Below are 15,384 nucleotides of genomic sequence, written 5' to 3'. Positions count from 1 at the left end.
TGTTGGCTTGCCGTACTGGATGTGGAGGTTTGTGGGTTAGGGGTCTAGGAGGGTGTCCAGGAGGCGGAGGGCGCCGGGTTTGCTTAGGGGTTCGTTGCCGTTTCCGCATTTGGGGGACTGGATGCAGGATGGGCAGCCGCGTTCGCACTCGCAGGAGCGGATGGCTTCTCTTGTGGCGGTTAGCCAGTCTGTCGCTCGGGAGTAGCCGCGTTCGGCGAAGCCGGCGCCGCCCTCGTGGCCGTCGTAGACGAAGACGGTCAGGAGGCCGGTGTCGAAGTGGAGTTCGGTGGATACGCCGCCGATGTCCCAGCGGTCGCAGGTGGCGAACAGCGGGAGTAGGCCGATTGAGGCGTGTTCGGCGGCGTGGGCGGCGCCGGCCAGGTCGAAGCCTTCCTCCGCGAGGGTGGCGATCGTGTCCGCCGGGAGGGTCCACCAGACGGCGCGGGTGCGGAGGGTGCGCGGGGGGAGTTCCAGGGGCTCGTCGCCCAGCAGCTCGCCGGAATGGAGGCGGCGCTTCAGGTAGGAGACGACCTGCCGGGTGACCTCTACCTCGCCGAACGTCAGGGTGCCCGGGCCGATGGGGGTGGTGCGGAGGGATTTGAGTACGCGGATCTCGGTGATGTCGCGGGCGAACGTCGAGTAGTCGGGCTCGGCGGCGCCCACCAGGGCTACTCCGGCTTCCAGGTCCAGTTCTTCTACCAGGAAGGTTTCGCCCTGGTGGAGGTAGACGGCGCCGGTGTGGACGGTGGTGTGGGCCGAGGGCTCGTCCACCGTGCCCAGCAAGCGACCGGTTGTGGACTCCACGACCTGGACGGGGGCTCCGCCGGCGCCTCTGATGTCGGCCAGGTCGGTGGCGCGTTCGCGTCTGGTCCAGAACCAGCCGGCGGACCTTCTGCGGAGCAGGCCCTGCTCTACGAGGTCGTCCAGGACCGTCGCGGTGGTGTCGCCGAACGTCGCCAAATCCTCCTCCGCCAGCGGGATCTCGGCGGCGGCGGCGCAGAGGTGGGGGCCGAGGACGTAGGGGTTGTCCGGGTCCAGGACTATGGCCTCCACCGGGCGGCCGAACAGGGCTTCCGGGTGGTGGACCAGGTAGGTGTCCAGGGGGTCGTCGCGGGCGATCAGTACGGCCAGCGCGTCCTGACCGTCACGGCCCGCCCGGCCTGCCTGCTGCCACAGGGACGCGCGGGTGCCCGGCCAACCGGCGATCAGCACGGCGTCCAGGCCGGAGACGTCCACGCCGAGTTCGAGGGCGTTGGTGGTGGCCAGGCCGATCAGGGTGCCGGCGCGCAGGGCCTTCTCCAGGAGGCGGCGATCCTCCGAAAGGTAACCGGCGCGGTAGGCGGCCACCTTGTCGGGCAGCCCGGCCAGATCTGCCCACACGTCGGCGTGGACGGCATGGGCTGAGGCTTGGGCGTCTTCGGCCGGGAGGCTGCGGGGGGAGCGGTCTGCGTGGGCCTCGGCGTGGGCGGGGTGGCGGGGGGACTCGTGGAGCGGGTTGGCGCTCGCGGTGGTCTGCGGAGCAGCATCGGCTGGGGGTGAGGGGAGGGGGATGTCGTGGAGGTTGGGGAGAGGGGTGCCGGGGAGGGGGCCCAGGTGGGCGCCGTGGGGGAGGGTGGTGGCTACGTCGGCCAGCTTTGCGCGGGCCGACAGGGCGACCGTTTCCGCTCCTCGGCGGCTGCGGACGAAGGCGAGGGTTCGGATGTCGGCCAGAACCAGGTCGGCGAGCAGGTCGGCGGTCTCCGCCGTGGCGGTGCGGCGGACGGGGGCGCCGCCCTCGCCTCGTAGATCCGTCAGAGGCGGTTCCCACAGCGCGAACGTGGTCGACCCCTTGGGCGAGGCGTCCAAGGTCACCTCGTCCATCTCAAGCCCCGTCAGCCGCCTCCCGAACACCGCCGGCTCGCTCGCCGTCGCGGAGGCGAGCATGAAGACGGGGGCGGAGCCGTAGCGGCCGCACACGCGGCGCAGCCGCCGCAGGATCTGGGCCACGTGGGAGCCGAAGACGCCGCGGTAGCCGTGGCACTCGTCGACGACGATCATGCGCAGGCGGCGGAAGAAGGCGGACCACTGGGCGTGGCGGGGCAGGATGCCGCGGTGGAGCATGTCGGGGTTTGTCAGTACGTAGTTGGCGTGCTGGCGGACCCACGTACGTTCCTCGAAAGGGGTGTCGCCGTCGAAGGTGGCCGGCCGTACCGCGGAGATGCGTAGTTCGCGCACCGAGCGGAGCTGGTCGGCGGCGAGCGCCTTCGTGGGCGTGAGGTAGAGGACGGTGCCGCCGCCGAGGCAGGCGGCGAGCGCGGGCGTGAGGTACGCGAGCGACTTCCCGGACGCCGTTCCTGTGGAAATGATCACGTTTCGGCCACGGTGCGCCAGGTCAGCCGCCTCGTACTGGTGAGGCCACAACCCCGTTACGCCCTGGTTCGCCAAGCGCGTAACCAGGAGTTCCGGTGCCCATTTGGGCCATCCCACTTGACCCGCCTGACGTGCTGGAACATGCTCCACATGGGTGACGCGCTCATGACGTGCGGGAACGCCGAGCAGGTGCTGGAGGAGTGGACCTGGCCGGTGTGGGGAGGAAGCGGAGGAAGTCACTGTTTCCAGTCTGGCATCCGTGGGCAAAGTCGCCGGGAATCGTGATTTCGTATAGACACAAGGCAGACGCGTGGTTGAATGCCGCGCGTCAGGGTCCGACAGTCGGGAGCCCCGCTCCAGACTGCCATGGCCCGCAAGGGTACTTTCGCAGGCGAGGCGCTGGAGGATCTGTGGATCTGAAGCTGGATCACCACAACGAGGACCGACTCACCATCGTGGAGGTCGAGGGTGAGATCGATGTCTACACCGCGCCCAGATTGCGTGAGCTTCTGATCGACCTGGTCAACAAGGGCAACTTCCACCTTCTCGTGAACATGGAGAAGGTCGACTTCCTGGACTCGACCGGCCTTGGCGTCCTGGTCGGCGGGCTCAAGCGAGTTCGCGCGCACGATGGCTCTCTGGAGCTGGTCTGCACGCAGGAGCGCATCCTGAAGATCTTCCGGATCACCGGTCTGACGAAGGTCTTCGGGATCTACGCTTCGGTCGACGAGGCCAAGGAAGCTCACGGCAAAGACAAGTAGCCATGGCTACCGTCGAGCTGACGTTCAGCGCCCTCCCCGCCCACGTGCGGACCGCCAGGCTGGTCGCCACGGCGATCGCCCGGCGTACCGGCGTGGAGGAGTCGCTGCTTGACGAGGTCAGGCTGGCCGTCGGTGAGGCTTGTTCCCGGGCGGTGGAGGCGCACCGCGCCCACTGCCCGGGTGAGCCGATCCGCATCGAGCTTCGCGATGATTCCGGCCGCTTCGAGGTCACGGTCAGCGACCAGGCCCCGAGCGACGAGATCCAGCAGGAGCAGCCGGTCGATCTGGGCATGCTCTCCGATTCGTTCATGTCGGGTTTCGGCATCGCGGTGATCGCGGGGCTGGCCGACGATGTCGAGGTGTTCCCCAGCCCCAAGGGGATGCGCATCAGGATGAGCTGGCCGGCCTCTCTCAACGGCCGAGCCTCCTGACTTCGGCGCTGCCCTCGAAAGGGGCAGGCCTGCGGAAGCGGCTGCCTGTCCGAAAAGGACACGCCTGTGACAGGGGATGCGCGCCCGCGCCTGTGGTCGCGCGTCCCTGGGGCACATCACCGCCATAGCGGGCATACGTCTTACAACGCGCCCCTGTGGTGCCCGGGACGCGTGTCTTGAGCGTGCGGTGGCATCTCCGAGGGGACGCGTCCGTGGCGGGGTCCTGAGGGGAACCGTGCGGGTTTCAAGCAACCCGCCCATGGACAGAGCCACGCAACGTGCCTCGGAGCACGCAAGCATGCCTCGGCGAGGCGAGGCGAGGCGAGGCGAGGCGAGGCGAGGGCGAGGGCGGAGCGGGGCAACCGCGGAGGTGCGAGCGGGCGCTGCAGGGGGCGGAGCGGGCGGGACTGCCGCGGAAAGTGTGACGGGGCACGCCGTAGAAAGGCCCCTTGCGGCATTACGGCGAAGCCGACCACCCGCCACCCGCCGACCATGGCGGGCGGCCTCCAGGGGGACGCTTCTGAACCCGCACGTGCCCGGCCGCCGCAACGGCGCCCGGTAGCCCGCCCACGCCTACCCCAATTCCGGACAACACTTTTCAAGAAGTTGTCATGACCGTAAACCCGTGGACATAACCCGAGCCAGTTCCCAAATCGGGTCCCAGTCTGGGGCTTACTGGACGTGGGCATAATTGCCCGCCTCAAGAGCCTTCATATCCGCGGAACCCCTGCGTAGACTCCCCCGCACCGGCCAAGGTGATCCGGCGACACTGCGGACTCAACCGGAAGCGGCACCCATTACCCGGATGGTGCCGCACCAACCGAGAACCTTGCAGCACCGCCCGGGCAGGACGTACCGGTCTTGCCGAGGAGAACGGATGTTTAGGCACTACCTGGCTGCCGAGCCAGCGTCGAATCTGACCCTGAGCGGAAGCAATCTGACCATCGTGGTCGTGGTGGCCGCCGTGGCACTCATCGCATTGGCCGTCGCCGGCGGCCTCGTACGCGAGGTGCTGGCGGCCGACCAAGGCACAGAGCGCATGCAGAACATCGCGCGTGCCGTACAGGAAGGAGCGGCCGCCTATCTGAAGCGGCAGTTCAAGACTCTCGCCATTTTCGTCGTCATCATCCCCATCGTGCTGTGGTTCCTGCCCGGCGCCACGGATGTGAAGATCGGCCGCTCGATCTTCTTCATCGTCGGTGCGGGCTTTTCCGCATTGACAGGATTCATGGGCATGTGGCTGGCCGTACGCGGAAATGTCCGTGTGGCGGCCGCGGCCCGAGCGAGCGGCGAGAAGCGCGCGATGCGCATCGCCTTCAGGACCGGCGGCGTGGCCGGCATGTTCACGGTGGGCCTGGGCCTGCTGGGCGCCGCCGTCGTCGTGTTCCTCTACCAGGGTGACGCGCCCGGAGTGCTCGAAGGCTTCGGCTTCGGCGCGGCGCTGCTCGCCATGTTCATGCGTGTCGGCGGCGGCATCTTCACCAAGGCCGCGGACGTCGGCGCCGACCTGGTCGGCAAGGTCGAACAGGGCATCCCGGAGGACGACCCGCGCAACCCCGCCACCATCGCCGACAACGTCGGTGACAACGTGGGCGACTGCGCGGGTATGGCGGCCGACCTGTTCGAGTCGTACGCGGTCATGCTGGTCGCCAGCCTGATCCTGGGCAAGGTGGCCTTCGGTGAGCAGGGACTGATCTTCCCGCTCATCGTGCCGATGATCGGTGTCGTCACCGCCATCATCGGCATCTTCGTCACCGGCCTGCGCGACAAGGACCGCAACGGCATGGCGGCCATCAACCGCAGCTTCTTCATCTCCGCCGCGATCTCCGCGGTGCTCGTGGCCGCGGCCGCCTTCTGGTACCTGCCGAGCAGCTTCAGCGGCCTGGCCGGTTCCTCGGTCCAGTCCGACGCCGACCCGCGGATCATCGCGATCGGCGCCGTGCTCGTCGGCCTCGTGCTGGCCAGCGCGATCCAACTGCTCACCGGCTACTTCACCGAGACCAACCGGCGCCCCGTCCAGGAGATCGCCGAGAGCTCCCGGACCGGCGCGGCGACCGTCATCCTGTCCGGCATCAGCGTCGGCCTGGAGTCCGCGGTCTACTCCGCGCTGATCATCGGCGGCGCCGTCTACGGCGCGTTCCTGCTGGGCTTCGGCAACGTGACCGTGGCGCTGTTCGCGGTCGCGCTGGCCGGAACCGGTCTGCTGACCACCGTGGGCGTCATCGTCTCGATGGACACCTTCGGCCCGGTCTCCGACAACGCGCAGGGCATCGCCGAGATGTCGGGCGACGTCGAGGGTGAGGGCGCCCGCGTCCTGACCAGCCTCGACGCGGTCGGCAACACCACCAAGGCGATCACCAAGGGCATCGCGATCGCCACGGCGGTGCTCGCGGCGACCGCCCTGTTCGGCGCCTTCAAGACCGCCGTCCAGGGCGAACTACCGAACCCGGCCACCTTCGGCCTCGACATCGACCAGCCGAACGTGCTCGTCGGCCTGATCATCGGCGCCGCGGTCGTCTTCCTGTTCTCCGGCCTGGCCATCATGGCCGTCGGACGGGCGGCGATGCGGGTGGTCTACGAGGTCCGCGACCAGTTCCGCAACAACCCCGGCATCATGGACGGCACGGTGAAGCCGGAGTACGGCCGCGTCGTCGACATCTGCACCCGCGACTCGCTGCGCGAGCTGGCCACGCCAGGTCTGCTCGCCGTCATGACCCCGATCGCGGTCGGCTTCGCACTGGGCTACGCGCCGCTGGGCGCGTTCCTGGCCGGTGCGATCGCCTGCGGCACGCTGATGGCGGTCTTCCTGGCCAACTCGGGCGGCGCCTGGGACAACGCCAAGAAGCTCGTCGAGGACGGCCACCACGGCGGCAAGGGTTCCGAGGCGCACGAGGCGACGATCATCGGCGACACGGTCGGCGACCCGTTCAAGGACACCGCGGGCCCGGCCATCAACCCGCTCATCAAGGTCATGAACCTGGTGGCGCTGCTGGTGGCCCCCGCCGTCGTCCTCTACGCGGACAACCCGGCGGTGCGTATCGGCGTGACGACGTTCGCGGTCGTGGTGGTCATCGTGGCCATCGTGATCAGCAAGCGCCGCTCGGTGCCGATCGACTCCACCTCCGACAACGACCGCGACCCGGCGCCCGTGGCGTCGTAGCGGTTTCGTAAGAGGTACTACTCAGAAAGGCGCCCGCCGCTCTCGGCGGGCGCCTTTTCACGTCCCGCCCAAACCCCGCCTTTCCCTTACGGCAAGCCCCCGCCCCCACCTCCCGCCGCAGCGGCCGCGCGCCGATCGTCGGGCGCCGCGCACGTCGCACGTGGTCCCCGCCGCCACGACGCCCCGCTGACCAGCCACCGCGGCAAGCAACAACACGAGGCAACGGCATGACGGGAAACCCAGGACAGGCGGATGCCGGGGCGGGGTGGTTGGGTGGGAAACTGGGCGGGTGGAAGAGAAGCGGCCCAACGGTGGCAGGACGCTGGTCCTTATTCTGCTGGCCATGGTGGTGATCCTGGGCGTTCTCGTCGGGCTCGCCGTCTGGGCGTCGAGAGGGTGAGCGGCGAGAGGGTGAGCGGCGTGCGTACGCTCATCGTGCTGAGGCATGCCAAGGCCGCCCAGGTCCCGGGGCTGGCGGATCGGGATCGGCCGCTCACCGAGCGGGGCGAGCGGGACGCCGGGCGCGCCGGTGACGAGATCCGGGCTCTGGGGTACGAGCCTGACCTGGTGCTCTGTTCGCCGTCCCTGCGCACGCGGCGTACCGCGGAGCTGGCTTTTCCCGAGCAGAGCGTCAGCTTCGAGCGGGACATCTACGAGGCCTACGCCGACGAGCTGCTGGCGCTGATCCGGCTGCAGGATCCGGAGGCGGAGACGCTGGTGCTGTGCGGGCACAATCCGGGGGTTCACGAGCTGGCGCTCGGGCTCGCGGGCGGGGATTACGGGTTCCGGCCCGGGTCGTTCGCGGTGATCCAGACGGCTTCGGCCTGGGTAGATCTCTGGCCAGGGGAGGGACGCCTGGTCACGCGCTGGGATCCCAAGCAGGCCTAGGAGCTACACCGGGGGCGGATCCATGCGGGGGGCCGTTCGTTCGCTGAGGCGTGGCTTCGAGCTGCCCGCCCGTCCGCCCTGGGGCTACGGGCTGCTGTGCGGGGTGGCGATCGCGCTGCCGCTGGTGATCGGGTCCGTGGCCGGGGCGCCGCACGCGGGTGGGCTGGCGGCTCTGGGGGCCTATTTCACGGCTTTCGGGGATTCCTACGGGAAGCCGTATGGGCAGCGGGCCCGGACTCTCGCCATCAAGGTGGGGCTGATCGCGGCGGGGTTCTGGCTCGGGACGTTGATCGCGCCGTACCCGTGGTGGGCGGTCGGGGTGATCGGGTTGGTGGCGGCGGCCGGCGGGCAGTGGCGGACCGTCGGGATGCCGCCGGTGCTGGCCGTGGTCACGGGGTTCTATCTGATCCCCCGGGCGGGGTTCGACGGGGCTTTGATGGTCGGGCTCGGCGGGATCGAGTTCTGCGTACTCGCGCTGGCGCTGTGGCCCGTGCGGCGGCTCGATCCGCTGAAGGACGCTTTCGACGAGGCGGTCGAGGCGCTGGCGGGCATGCTGGACGGGCTTGGGCGCTCCGAGGAGGACTGGGCCGAGCTGCGGGAGCGCGGGTCCCAGGCGCTGGATGACGCCGCCACCTCCTCCGCCGCGTATCGCGGTGGGGCGGATCTCGATCGCTCGCCGGACGCCTACGTGCAGACGCTGGTGCGGATCTTTCACGAGACGGTGGCGCTGCGGGCGTTCCGGGCGGAGGCGGGTGCGGAACGGCAGGAGATCGACAAGGTCGTTGCGGCGCTGACGGCCGCGTTGCGGCAGGTGGCCGCGGGCAGCGTCGCGGGCGTGCCGGTCGCGATGGCGGCCACGGCCGACTTCGCCGAGCACATCTCGCGGCTGCGGGCGCGGCGGCTGTCCGACCCGGAGTCGCTGCGGACCGTCGCGCTCCTCGGCCAGGTACGGCGCTGCCTCGACCGGATCGCCGTGGCGGTGCGGACGATCGGGGTGTTCACCAGTGAGGGCATCCAGGCTCCCGCACGGTTGCCGCGGTTCACCTGGCAGCTCAAGTTCGGTGACGAACCCGAGCACGCCGGGCGGCTCGGCATCGCGGTGGCCGCGTCGATGGCGCTGATGGTGGGCATGCACGAGCACTACGGCAAGTGGTTCGTGTTCACGGTGATGATGGGCCTGCGGTCCACCTATGGCGACACCGTGGACCGGGTGGTGCTCCGGGTCGCCGGGACCGTGGTCGGCGCCGGTGCGGCGGCGCTGGTGCTGGCGGCGGTGCCGAGCGCGTACACGATCGTGGCGACGGTGCTGGTGTTCGGGACGCTCGGGTTCGCGCTGCGTGAGGTCAGCTACGGGTACTGGACGGTGTTCGCGACGCCGCTGGCGCTGCTGCTGACGGACTTCTCGACCCGCCTGGACTGGGAGGCCGCCGGGACCCGTCTCGTGCTGACCGCGGGCGGCGGCGTGCTCGCGCTGGTCGCCGCCCGGCTGCTGTGGCCGCGCGGCGAGGCGAGCGGGATCAAGGACCTGACCGTGGACCTCCTGACCGAGCACGCCGCGGTCATCCGCGCCCTGGCCGAGCGTGACCTCGACGCCATGTCCGAGCGCACCGAGGCCGCCGGTCAGGCCGCCGACCGGCTCGGCGCGTCGCTGGACCGGCTGGAGAAGGAACCCGGCGGCCAGGCGCCCGAGGAACTACGCGGCGCCATCACCCTGTCCAGGAAGCTGCGCGACGACGCGCTGCTGCTGGCCGCGGTGCTGCGGGGCTCGGAGGTGGGCTCGGACGCCACCACCGCCGTGCTCGACGCGGTGGCCGACCGGCTGGTGGCGGGCGCGCGGGCCGTACGGGACAACACGCGGCCTCCGGAGGAGGACGCCTACGGCGACGGGCTGGACGAGGTGGCCAGCCATGTCGACGAGCTGCTGGAGGAGGCCGCCGAGGGCGAGCCTTCCTCGGTACGGCGGGCGTTGCGCCACGCCGTCACCGCCCACCCGGCGCTGCGCACCCTGAACACCGACGCCCTCGACCTCGCCCGATCGGTCACCCGGCGCTGAGTCGCCGCGGTCAGTTCGGCGCCAGGACGTCGTCCTCGGCGTCGGCGGCCTCGACCTCGTCGCGGGAGATGCCGAGGAGGTAGAGGATCACGTCCAGGTATGGGGAGTTGACCGCGGTGTCGGCGGCCTGGCGGACGACGGGCTTGGCGTTGAAGGCGATGCCCAGCCCGGCGGTGGCGATCATGTCGAGGTCGTTGGCGCCGTCGCCGATCGCGACCGTCTGGCTGATCGCGATGCCGGCCTCGCGGGCGAAGCGCTCCAGCGCGCGCGCCTTGCCGGGACGGTCGACGATCTCGCCGACGACCCGGCCGGTGAGGTGGCCGTCGACGACTTCGAGGACGTTGGCCGCTGAGTAGTCGATGCCGAGGTCCGACACCAGCGAGTCGGTGATCTGGGTGAAGCCGCCGCTGACGATGGCGAAGCGGTAGTCGAGGCGCTTGAGCGTGCGCACCAGCGTCCGGGCGCCCGCGGTGAGGACGACCTCCTTGCGCACCTGCTCGAACACCGACGCCGGCAGCCCCTCCAGCAACGCCACCCGGCGGCGCAGCGACTCGGCGAAGTCCAGCTCCCCGCGCATCGCCTCTTCGGTGACCCGCGCCACCTCGTCCAGGCAGCCCGCGTGGGCGGCCAGCAGCTCGATGACCTCGCCCTGGATGAGCGTCGAGTCGACGTCCATGACGATGAGCCGCTTGGCCCGCCGGGACAGGCCCGTGCGCTGGACGGCCACGTCCACCTGCTGGGCGGCGGCCTCGGCGGCCAGCTCGACGCGCAGCGCGTCGGGGTCGGCGCCGGACACGGACAGTTCGATACAGGTGACCGGCCACTGGGCCAGGCGTTCGATGCGGTCGATGTTGGCGCCTGCGGCGGCGATCCTGCCCGCGATGCCGGCGATGGCGGCCGGGGGGAGCGAGGGGCCGAGCACGCTGACCGACAGGCGGCCGCGGCGGCGCTGCTCCTTGGTGAGGGAGCCGGTGGAGAGCTCGACCTCCAGACCGAGGTCCTCCGCGGTGCGCTCGACGGCGGTCCACATGGCGCCGAGCGTGCTGCCGGTGCCGGTGGAGGGGCCGCCGACGTAGGCGACGAGCACGCCGAGGGTGAGCCGGCCGCGGATGACGACCTGTTCGATGTCGGAGACGGTGACCGGGAAGCCGGCCAGGACGGAGAACAGGCGGCTGGTGACACCGGGCCGGTCGGGGCCGGTGAGCGTGATCAGGAGGGTGCGCTGGTCCACTTGAGCCACGGTACTGCGCGCCATCCGCTGCTCGCTCACCGGCCCGACATTCGGACGCCGCCCGGTTTTGGCGCGCGTCCTTCAACCCCGCCTTTCCGTTACGGCAAGCCCCCGCCCCCACCTCCCGCCGCAGTGGGCGCGCGCCGATCGTCGGGCGCCGCGCACGTCGCACGTGGTCCCCGCCGCCACGACGCCCTGTTGACCAGCCGCCGCGGCCCAAGGGCGAACCCCGGTGGATCCCGGGGTTCGCGTGGGGCGACCTAGCGGACGATCTTGGTCTTGACCTTCTTGCCGTAGAACCAGGACTTGAAGCCGCCGATCCGGTCCATCTCCTCCTTGTCCATGTTCTCCATGCCGATCGGGATGTCGTACACCAGCGCCCCGAGCTGGGCGGTGGCCGTGCCGCGGGTGCCCTTCTTCAGGGTGACCTGGATGTCGAGCCAGTCCCGGTCGCCCTTCTCCAGCTCCCAGGGGCCCCAGCACCAGAACCCGGTCGGGTCCCACTCGCACTGGGTGCCCTTGGGGCCGTTGTAGCGCAGGCCGTTGACGATGCCCTTGGGCAGCTTGCCGCCGACCCAGTAGTAGTCGGCCTGGTGGGGGCCGGTGTTCAGCACGTCGATCCGGTACCGGATCTTGCCGCCGCGCTTCACCGTCTTGGGCGCCTTGACGCCCACCTTCATGATCGAGTAAGGCTGGTCAGCGGCCTTGGCGGCGACGGTGGTGGTGGCCGTGGCGGCGGTGCCGGCGACCGCCGGGACGGCCGGAAGGATCATGGCCCCCGCGACGAGCGTGAAGGTGGCTACCTTCGTGATGGAGTTGCGCATGCAGCTGTCTCCGTGAGGAAAGTGGGACGAGGAAACCCCCCGTGAACGTCGGCTTTTCCTATCACGCAGGCAAAATCCATGTAAAGCAATTACTTCTGAATCAAGTGCACATCACCAAACTCATGCCACAAATACCCCTCTCGAAGCGCTTCCGCGTACGCCTCCGCCAGCGTCTCCCGGCCCGCGAACGCCGTCAGCATCAGCAGGTGGCTCGACCTCGGCTCGTGCAGCCCGGTGATCAGCCCGGTGACCGCACGGGGCGGCGTATCGGGCGTGACCAGGTGGCTGGTCCATCCGTTCGACGCCCTGACCAGCCCGTCGGCGCCGGTCGCCGTCTCCAGCGCCCGTACGACGGTCGTGCCGACGGCGATCACGCGCCCGCCGTCGCGCCGCGTGAGGTTGACCAGGCGAGCCGTGTGCTCGGGCACGTCGTAGCGCTCGGCGTAGGGCGGCTCGTCCTTCTCCGGTGAGGCGACACCGGTGTGCAACGTGATCGGCGTGACCCCCACGCCCCGTGACACGAGCGCCGTCACCAGCTCCGCCGTGAACGGCCGTCCCGCGCTCGGCATCTCCGCGCTGCCCGGCACGGTGCCGAACACGGTCTGGTAGGCGGCCAGCGGCCAGTCCCGGTCCACGTAGGAGTAGCGGATCGGCACGCCCTTCCTGGCCAGGTACTTCTCCACGTCCTGGTCGAGCCGCGCCCGCCACAGCCGCGGGGTCTCGCGTTCGATCAGCCTGAGCGTCGCGTTGCCGGGCAGCGGCAGCCATTCGCCCGGCTCGCCGCCGCCGTAGGGCTCGGACGCCTTCGCGGTACGGCGCCGCAGTTCCACCAGCCACGTCCCGTCCTCGCGGGCGGTGGAGAAGTGCACCGAGAGCCGGTCGAGCCGCACCGCCGCCGGAAGCGTGGCCGAGTTGTTGACCACCACGAGGTCGCCGGGATCCAGTTGCGCGGGCAGGTCGCCGAACGGGTGATGGGTGTGCGCGCCGCCCCGGCTCACCAGCAGGCGTACCCCGTCGCGGGACAGGCCGCGGGCCTCGGGCGGCGCGTGGGCCTCCAGCGCGGCGGGAAGCCGGAAGTCGAGACCCGACGGCCCGCCGTCCAGGGTGGCGGTCATTGCAGGTTCACCCGCCCGCTGGCCGGGCGGCGCTTGATGAGGTCGTGCAGGGCGATCGCGACCCGCGCCGGGTCGGCGGCGCCCGCGGCCTCGTCGGCTCCCACGGCGTCGGCCAGCATCCGGGTGTTCATCTCGCCCGGGTCGGCCCACCAGACGGCGACGTCGGGCTCTTCGGCGGCCAGGACGTTCGAGAGCTGCTCCAGGGCCGCCTTGGTGGCTCCGTAGCCGCCCCAGCCCTCGTAGGCGCCGGTGGCGGCGTCGGAGGTGATGTTCACGATCGCGCCCCGGGCGGCCCTGATCGCTGGGATGGTCGCCTGGATGAGGGAGAGCGGGGCGATCACGTTGGTCTCCAGCAGGACGCGGAACGCCTCCAGCGGATAGCCCGCGATCTTCGGCAGCGGGGTGGCGCCGAGTCCGCTGGCGTTGTTGACCAGCAGGTCCAGCGAGGGGACCGCCTTGGCCAGCCGTTCGCGGTGCTCGGCTTCCGCCACGTCGCCGGGGATCGCGGTGGCGCCGATCTCGGCGGCGACCTTCTCCAGGTCGTCGGCGCCGCGCGCGGTGAGGACGAGGTTCCATCCCGCACCTGCCAGGGACCTCGCGAGGGCGAGGCCGAGACCGCGGGAAGCGCCGGTGATGAGTGCGGTGTTCGTCATGGTTAGACGCTAGAAAGGAGCGGCCCGCCGTACATCGGGCTGAAGTCCCGCCCGGGACTGGGCACATCGACCTAGGACCATAGAGTGGTCGGGTGACCCCCGATCGCGACGAGATACTGCAGGCCGTGAGTTCGGCCGTGCTGGCGGTCACCCGTCACCTGTCGGTGCGCGAGGTGCTGCAGGTCATCGTGCGCTCGGCGCAACGCCTGCTCGACGCCCGCTACGCCGCGCTCGGCGTGCCCGACGAGGACGGCTCGTTCGCCGAGTTCGTCGCCGAGGGACTGACCGACAAGCAGTGGGACGCGATCGGCCCGCTGCCCCGCCAGCATGGCATGCTCGGCGCGATGCTCCAGGAGGGCACCCCCGCTCGGCTGCCCGACCTGCGCGAGGACCCCAGGTTCGAGTACTGGCCGAAGGCGCACCCGGTCATGAAGGACTTCCTCGGCGTCCCGATCCGCGACGGCGACGAGGTGCTCGGCATCATCTTTCTCGCCAACAAGCGCACACCCGGCGGTTTCACCCAGGACGACCAGGACCTGCTCACGCTGTTCGCCGCGCACGCCGCGATCGCCCTCACCAACGCCAGGCTGTACGAGCAGGGCCGCGAGCTGGCCCTCGTCGAAGAACGTAACCGCATGGCCCGCGAACTCCACGACGCGGTCACCCAGAAGTTGTTCTCGCTGCGGCTGACCGCCCAGGCCGCGGCCACGATCCTGCGCACCGACCCCGACCGGGCCGCCGCCGAGCTCGACCGCGTCCAGAAGCTGGCCGGTGAGGCCATGGCCGAGCTCCGGGCGGTCATCGTGGAGATGCGCCCGGCCGAGCTCGACCGCCACGGCCTGAGCGAGACGCTGCGCAAGCACGTACGCATGCTCGACCGGCTGCAGTCCGCCGCCATCACCTTCGACAGCGACGAACTCCCGCCGCTTGACCCGGCGGTCGAGGTGGTGGTGCTGCGCGTGGCCCAGGAGTCGCTGCACAACGCGCTGCGCCACTCGGGCGCCACCCAGGTGTGGGTGCGGCTGGCGTACGAGGGTGGCAAGCTGGCCCTCTCGGTGGCCGACAACGGCACCGGCTTCGACCAGGCCGACTCCAGAGGGCTCGGGCTGGCATCCATGAAGGACCGGGCGGAGTCGGTCGGCGGCACGCTGACCGTCGGCTCGTCCCGGGACGAGGGGACCACGGTCCTGGTGGAGGTGGGGATTTGATCAAGGTGCTGATCGCCGACGACCATCCGGTGGTACGGCAGGGCCTGCGCACCTTCCTCGACCTCCAGGATGACATCACGGTCGTGGGCGAGGCCGGAGACGGGCAGGAGGCGGTCGAACTGGTCGGCGAGCTCAAGCCGGACGTGCTGCTACTCGACCTCAAGATGCCGGTGCTCGGCGGGCTCGGCGCGCTGGAACGCCTGACCGGTTCCGCGACGCGGATCGTGGTGCTCACCTCGGTCAGCGACCGCTCCGACGTCGGCCCGGCGATGCGGGCGGGGGCGGCGGGCTTCCTGTACAAGGACGTGGACCCGTCGGCGCTGGTGCAGGCGGTCCGGGCAGTGCACGGCGGTCAGGTTTTGCTGGCCCCCGAGGCGGCCGAGGCCATGCTCGGCGCGGGCCCGGCCGCTCCCGAGGCGCACGTCCCGGGTCCGGTCCAGCTGACCGAACGCGAACGCGAGGTCCTCACGCTGATCGCCGCCGGACGTTCCAACCGGGAGATCGCGCGGGCGCTGACGGTGGCGGAGAAGACGGTCAAGACACACGTGTCGAACGTGCTCATGAAACTCGGCGTCCAGGATCGCACCCAGGCCGCCCTCTACGCCGTCCGCCACGGCCTAGATCGCTGATGTGAAATTCGGGTTAGTGGTCGTAGGCGGTCAGGGACCGTTTTACGGGTGCGCCGGTGTTCCAGTTGTGCCAGATGGCGGC

12 protein-coding genes are annotated in these 15,384 nt (G+C 70.4%); 7 read left to right on the top strand and 5 right to left on the bottom strand.

Annotated features, from left to right (window positions below):
• Positions 1–36 precede the first annotated feature (36 nt).
• A complete protein-coding gene (locus tag ACFWY5_RS51495; RefSeq protein ID WP_379639426.1) occupies positions 37–2,349 on the bottom strand; it encodes a DEAD/DEAH box helicase in 2,313 nt (770 codons plus the stop codon).
• A gap of 410 nt (positions 2,350–2,759) precedes the next feature.
• On the opposite strand from ACFWY5_RS51495, the gene ACFWY5_RS51490 reads away from it, so the two are divergent.
• From ACFWY5_RS51490 to ACFWY5_RS51470, 5 genes are all read left to right on the top strand, one after another.
• Positions 2,760–3,110, top strand: a complete 351-nt coding sequence (locus ACFWY5_RS51490) for an STAS domain-containing protein (RefSeq protein WP_020542579.1) — start codon at positions 2,760–2,762, stop codon at positions 3,108–3,110.
• Between the two features lie 2 nt (positions 3,111–3,112).
• Entirely contained in the window at positions 3,113–3,541 is a 429-nt protein-coding gene (locus ACFWY5_RS51485) for an ATP-binding protein (RefSeq protein ID WP_379611337.1), read from the top strand.
• Positions 3,542–4,418: 877 nt separating this feature from the next.
• On the top strand, positions 4,419–6,701 hold the full coding sequence (locus ACFWY5_RS51480) for a sodium-translocating pyrophosphatase (protein WP_379611338.1): 2,283 nt from the start codon (positions 4,419–4,421) through the stop codon (positions 6,699–6,701).
• A 420-nt stretch (positions 6,702–7,121) separates the two neighbouring features.
• On the top strand, positions 7,122–7,589 hold the full coding sequence (locus ACFWY5_RS51475; RefSeq protein ID WP_379611339.1) for a SixA phosphatase family protein: 468 nt from the start codon (positions 7,122–7,124) through the stop codon (positions 7,587–7,589).
• Positions 7,590–7,611: 22 nt separating this feature from the next.
• Positions 7,612–9,642 (top strand): FUSC family protein, encoded by a 2,031-nt coding sequence (locus ACFWY5_RS51470; RefSeq protein ID WP_379639425.1) that lies wholly within the window; start codon positions 7,612–7,614, stop codon positions 9,640–9,642.
• 10 nt (positions 9,643–9,652) lie between these two features.
• On the opposite strand, the gene serB is transcribed toward ACFWY5_RS51470, so the two are convergent.
• The 4 genes from serB to ACFWY5_RS51450 all read right to left on the bottom strand — a co-directional run bounded on the left by serB (position 9,653) and on the right by ACFWY5_RS51450 (position 13,465).
• Positions 9,653–10,873 (bottom strand): phosphoserine phosphatase SerB, encoded by a 1,221-nt coding sequence (gene serB, locus ACFWY5_RS51465; protein ID WP_379611342.1) that lies wholly within the window; start codon positions 10,871–10,873, stop codon positions 9,653–9,655.
• A 260-nt stretch (positions 10,874–11,133) separates the two neighbouring features.
• Positions 11,134–11,697: a hypothetical protein gene (locus ACFWY5_RS51460; protein WP_379639424.1), complete on the bottom strand. Its 564-nt coding sequence runs from the start codon at positions 11,695–11,697 to the stop codon at positions 11,134–11,136.
• Between the two features lie 89 nt (positions 11,698–11,786).
• A complete protein-coding gene (locus ACFWY5_RS51455; RefSeq protein WP_379639423.1) occupies positions 11,787–12,812 on the bottom strand; it encodes an S-adenosylmethionine:tRNA ribosyltransferase-isomerase in 1,026 nt (341 codons plus the stop codon).
• Positions 12,809–13,465 (bottom strand): SDR family NAD(P)-dependent oxidoreductase, encoded by a 657-nt coding sequence (locus ACFWY5_RS51450; RefSeq protein ID WP_379611345.1) that lies wholly within the window; start codon positions 13,463–13,465, stop codon positions 12,809–12,811. Before ACFWY5_RS51450 ends, ACFWY5_RS51455 begins: the two co-directional genes overlap by 4 nt.
• Before the next feature lie 92 nt (positions 13,466–13,557).
• On the opposite strand from ACFWY5_RS51450, the gene ACFWY5_RS51445 reads away from it, so the two are divergent.
• Positions 13,558–14,673 carry a GAF domain-containing protein gene (locus tag ACFWY5_RS51445; RefSeq protein WP_379611346.1) on the top strand — a complete coding sequence of 372 codons (1,116 nt, stop codon included), beginning with the start codon at positions 13,558–13,560 and terminating at the stop codon, positions 14,671–14,673.
• Positions 14,670–15,302 (top strand): response regulator, encoded by a 633-nt coding sequence (locus tag ACFWY5_RS51440; protein ID WP_379639421.1) that lies wholly within the window; start codon positions 14,670–14,672, stop codon positions 15,300–15,302. The genes ACFWY5_RS51445 and ACFWY5_RS51440 overlap by 4 nt, the downstream gene beginning before the upstream one ends.
• Positions 15,303–15,384: the final 82 nt, after the last annotated feature.

This window comes from Nonomuraea sp. NPDC059007, from assembly GCF_042740555.1.
Classification (GTDB): domain Bacteria; phylum Actinomycetota; class Actinomycetes; order Streptosporangiales; family Streptosporangiaceae; genus Nonomuraea.
The sequence above is the reverse complement of the archived record's forward strand: the minus strand, read 5'-3'. Positions and strand labels throughout refer to the sequence as shown.

What these genes read in the sequence shown, in the direction of transcription:
- ACFWY5_RS51480 (WP_379611338.1), top strand. Translation starts at nt 4,419, where the DNA reads ATGTTTAGGCACTACCTGGCTGCCGAGCCAGCGTCGAATCTGACCCTG.
- ACFWY5_RS51450 (WP_379611345.1), bottom strand. Translation starts at nt 13,465, where the DNA reads ATGACGAACACCGCACTCATCACCGGCGCTTCCCGCGGTCTCGGCCTC.
- ACFWY5_RS51485 (WP_379611337.1), top strand. Translation starts at nt 3,113, where the DNA reads ATGGCTACCGTCGAGCTGACGTTCAGCGCCCTCCCCGCCCACGTGCGG.
- ACFWY5_RS51470 (WP_379639425.1), top strand. Translation starts at nt 7,612, where the DNA reads ATGCGGGGGGCCGTTCGTTCGCTGAGGCGTGGCTTCGAGCTGCCCGCC.
- ACFWY5_RS51460 (WP_379639424.1), bottom strand. Translation starts at nt 11,697, where the DNA reads ATGCGCAACTCCATCACGAAGGTAGCCACCTTCACGCTCGTCGCGGGG.
- ACFWY5_RS51455 (WP_379639423.1), bottom strand. Translation starts at nt 12,812, where the DNA reads ATGACCGCCACCCTGGACGGCGGGCCGTCGGGTCTCGACTTCCGGCTT.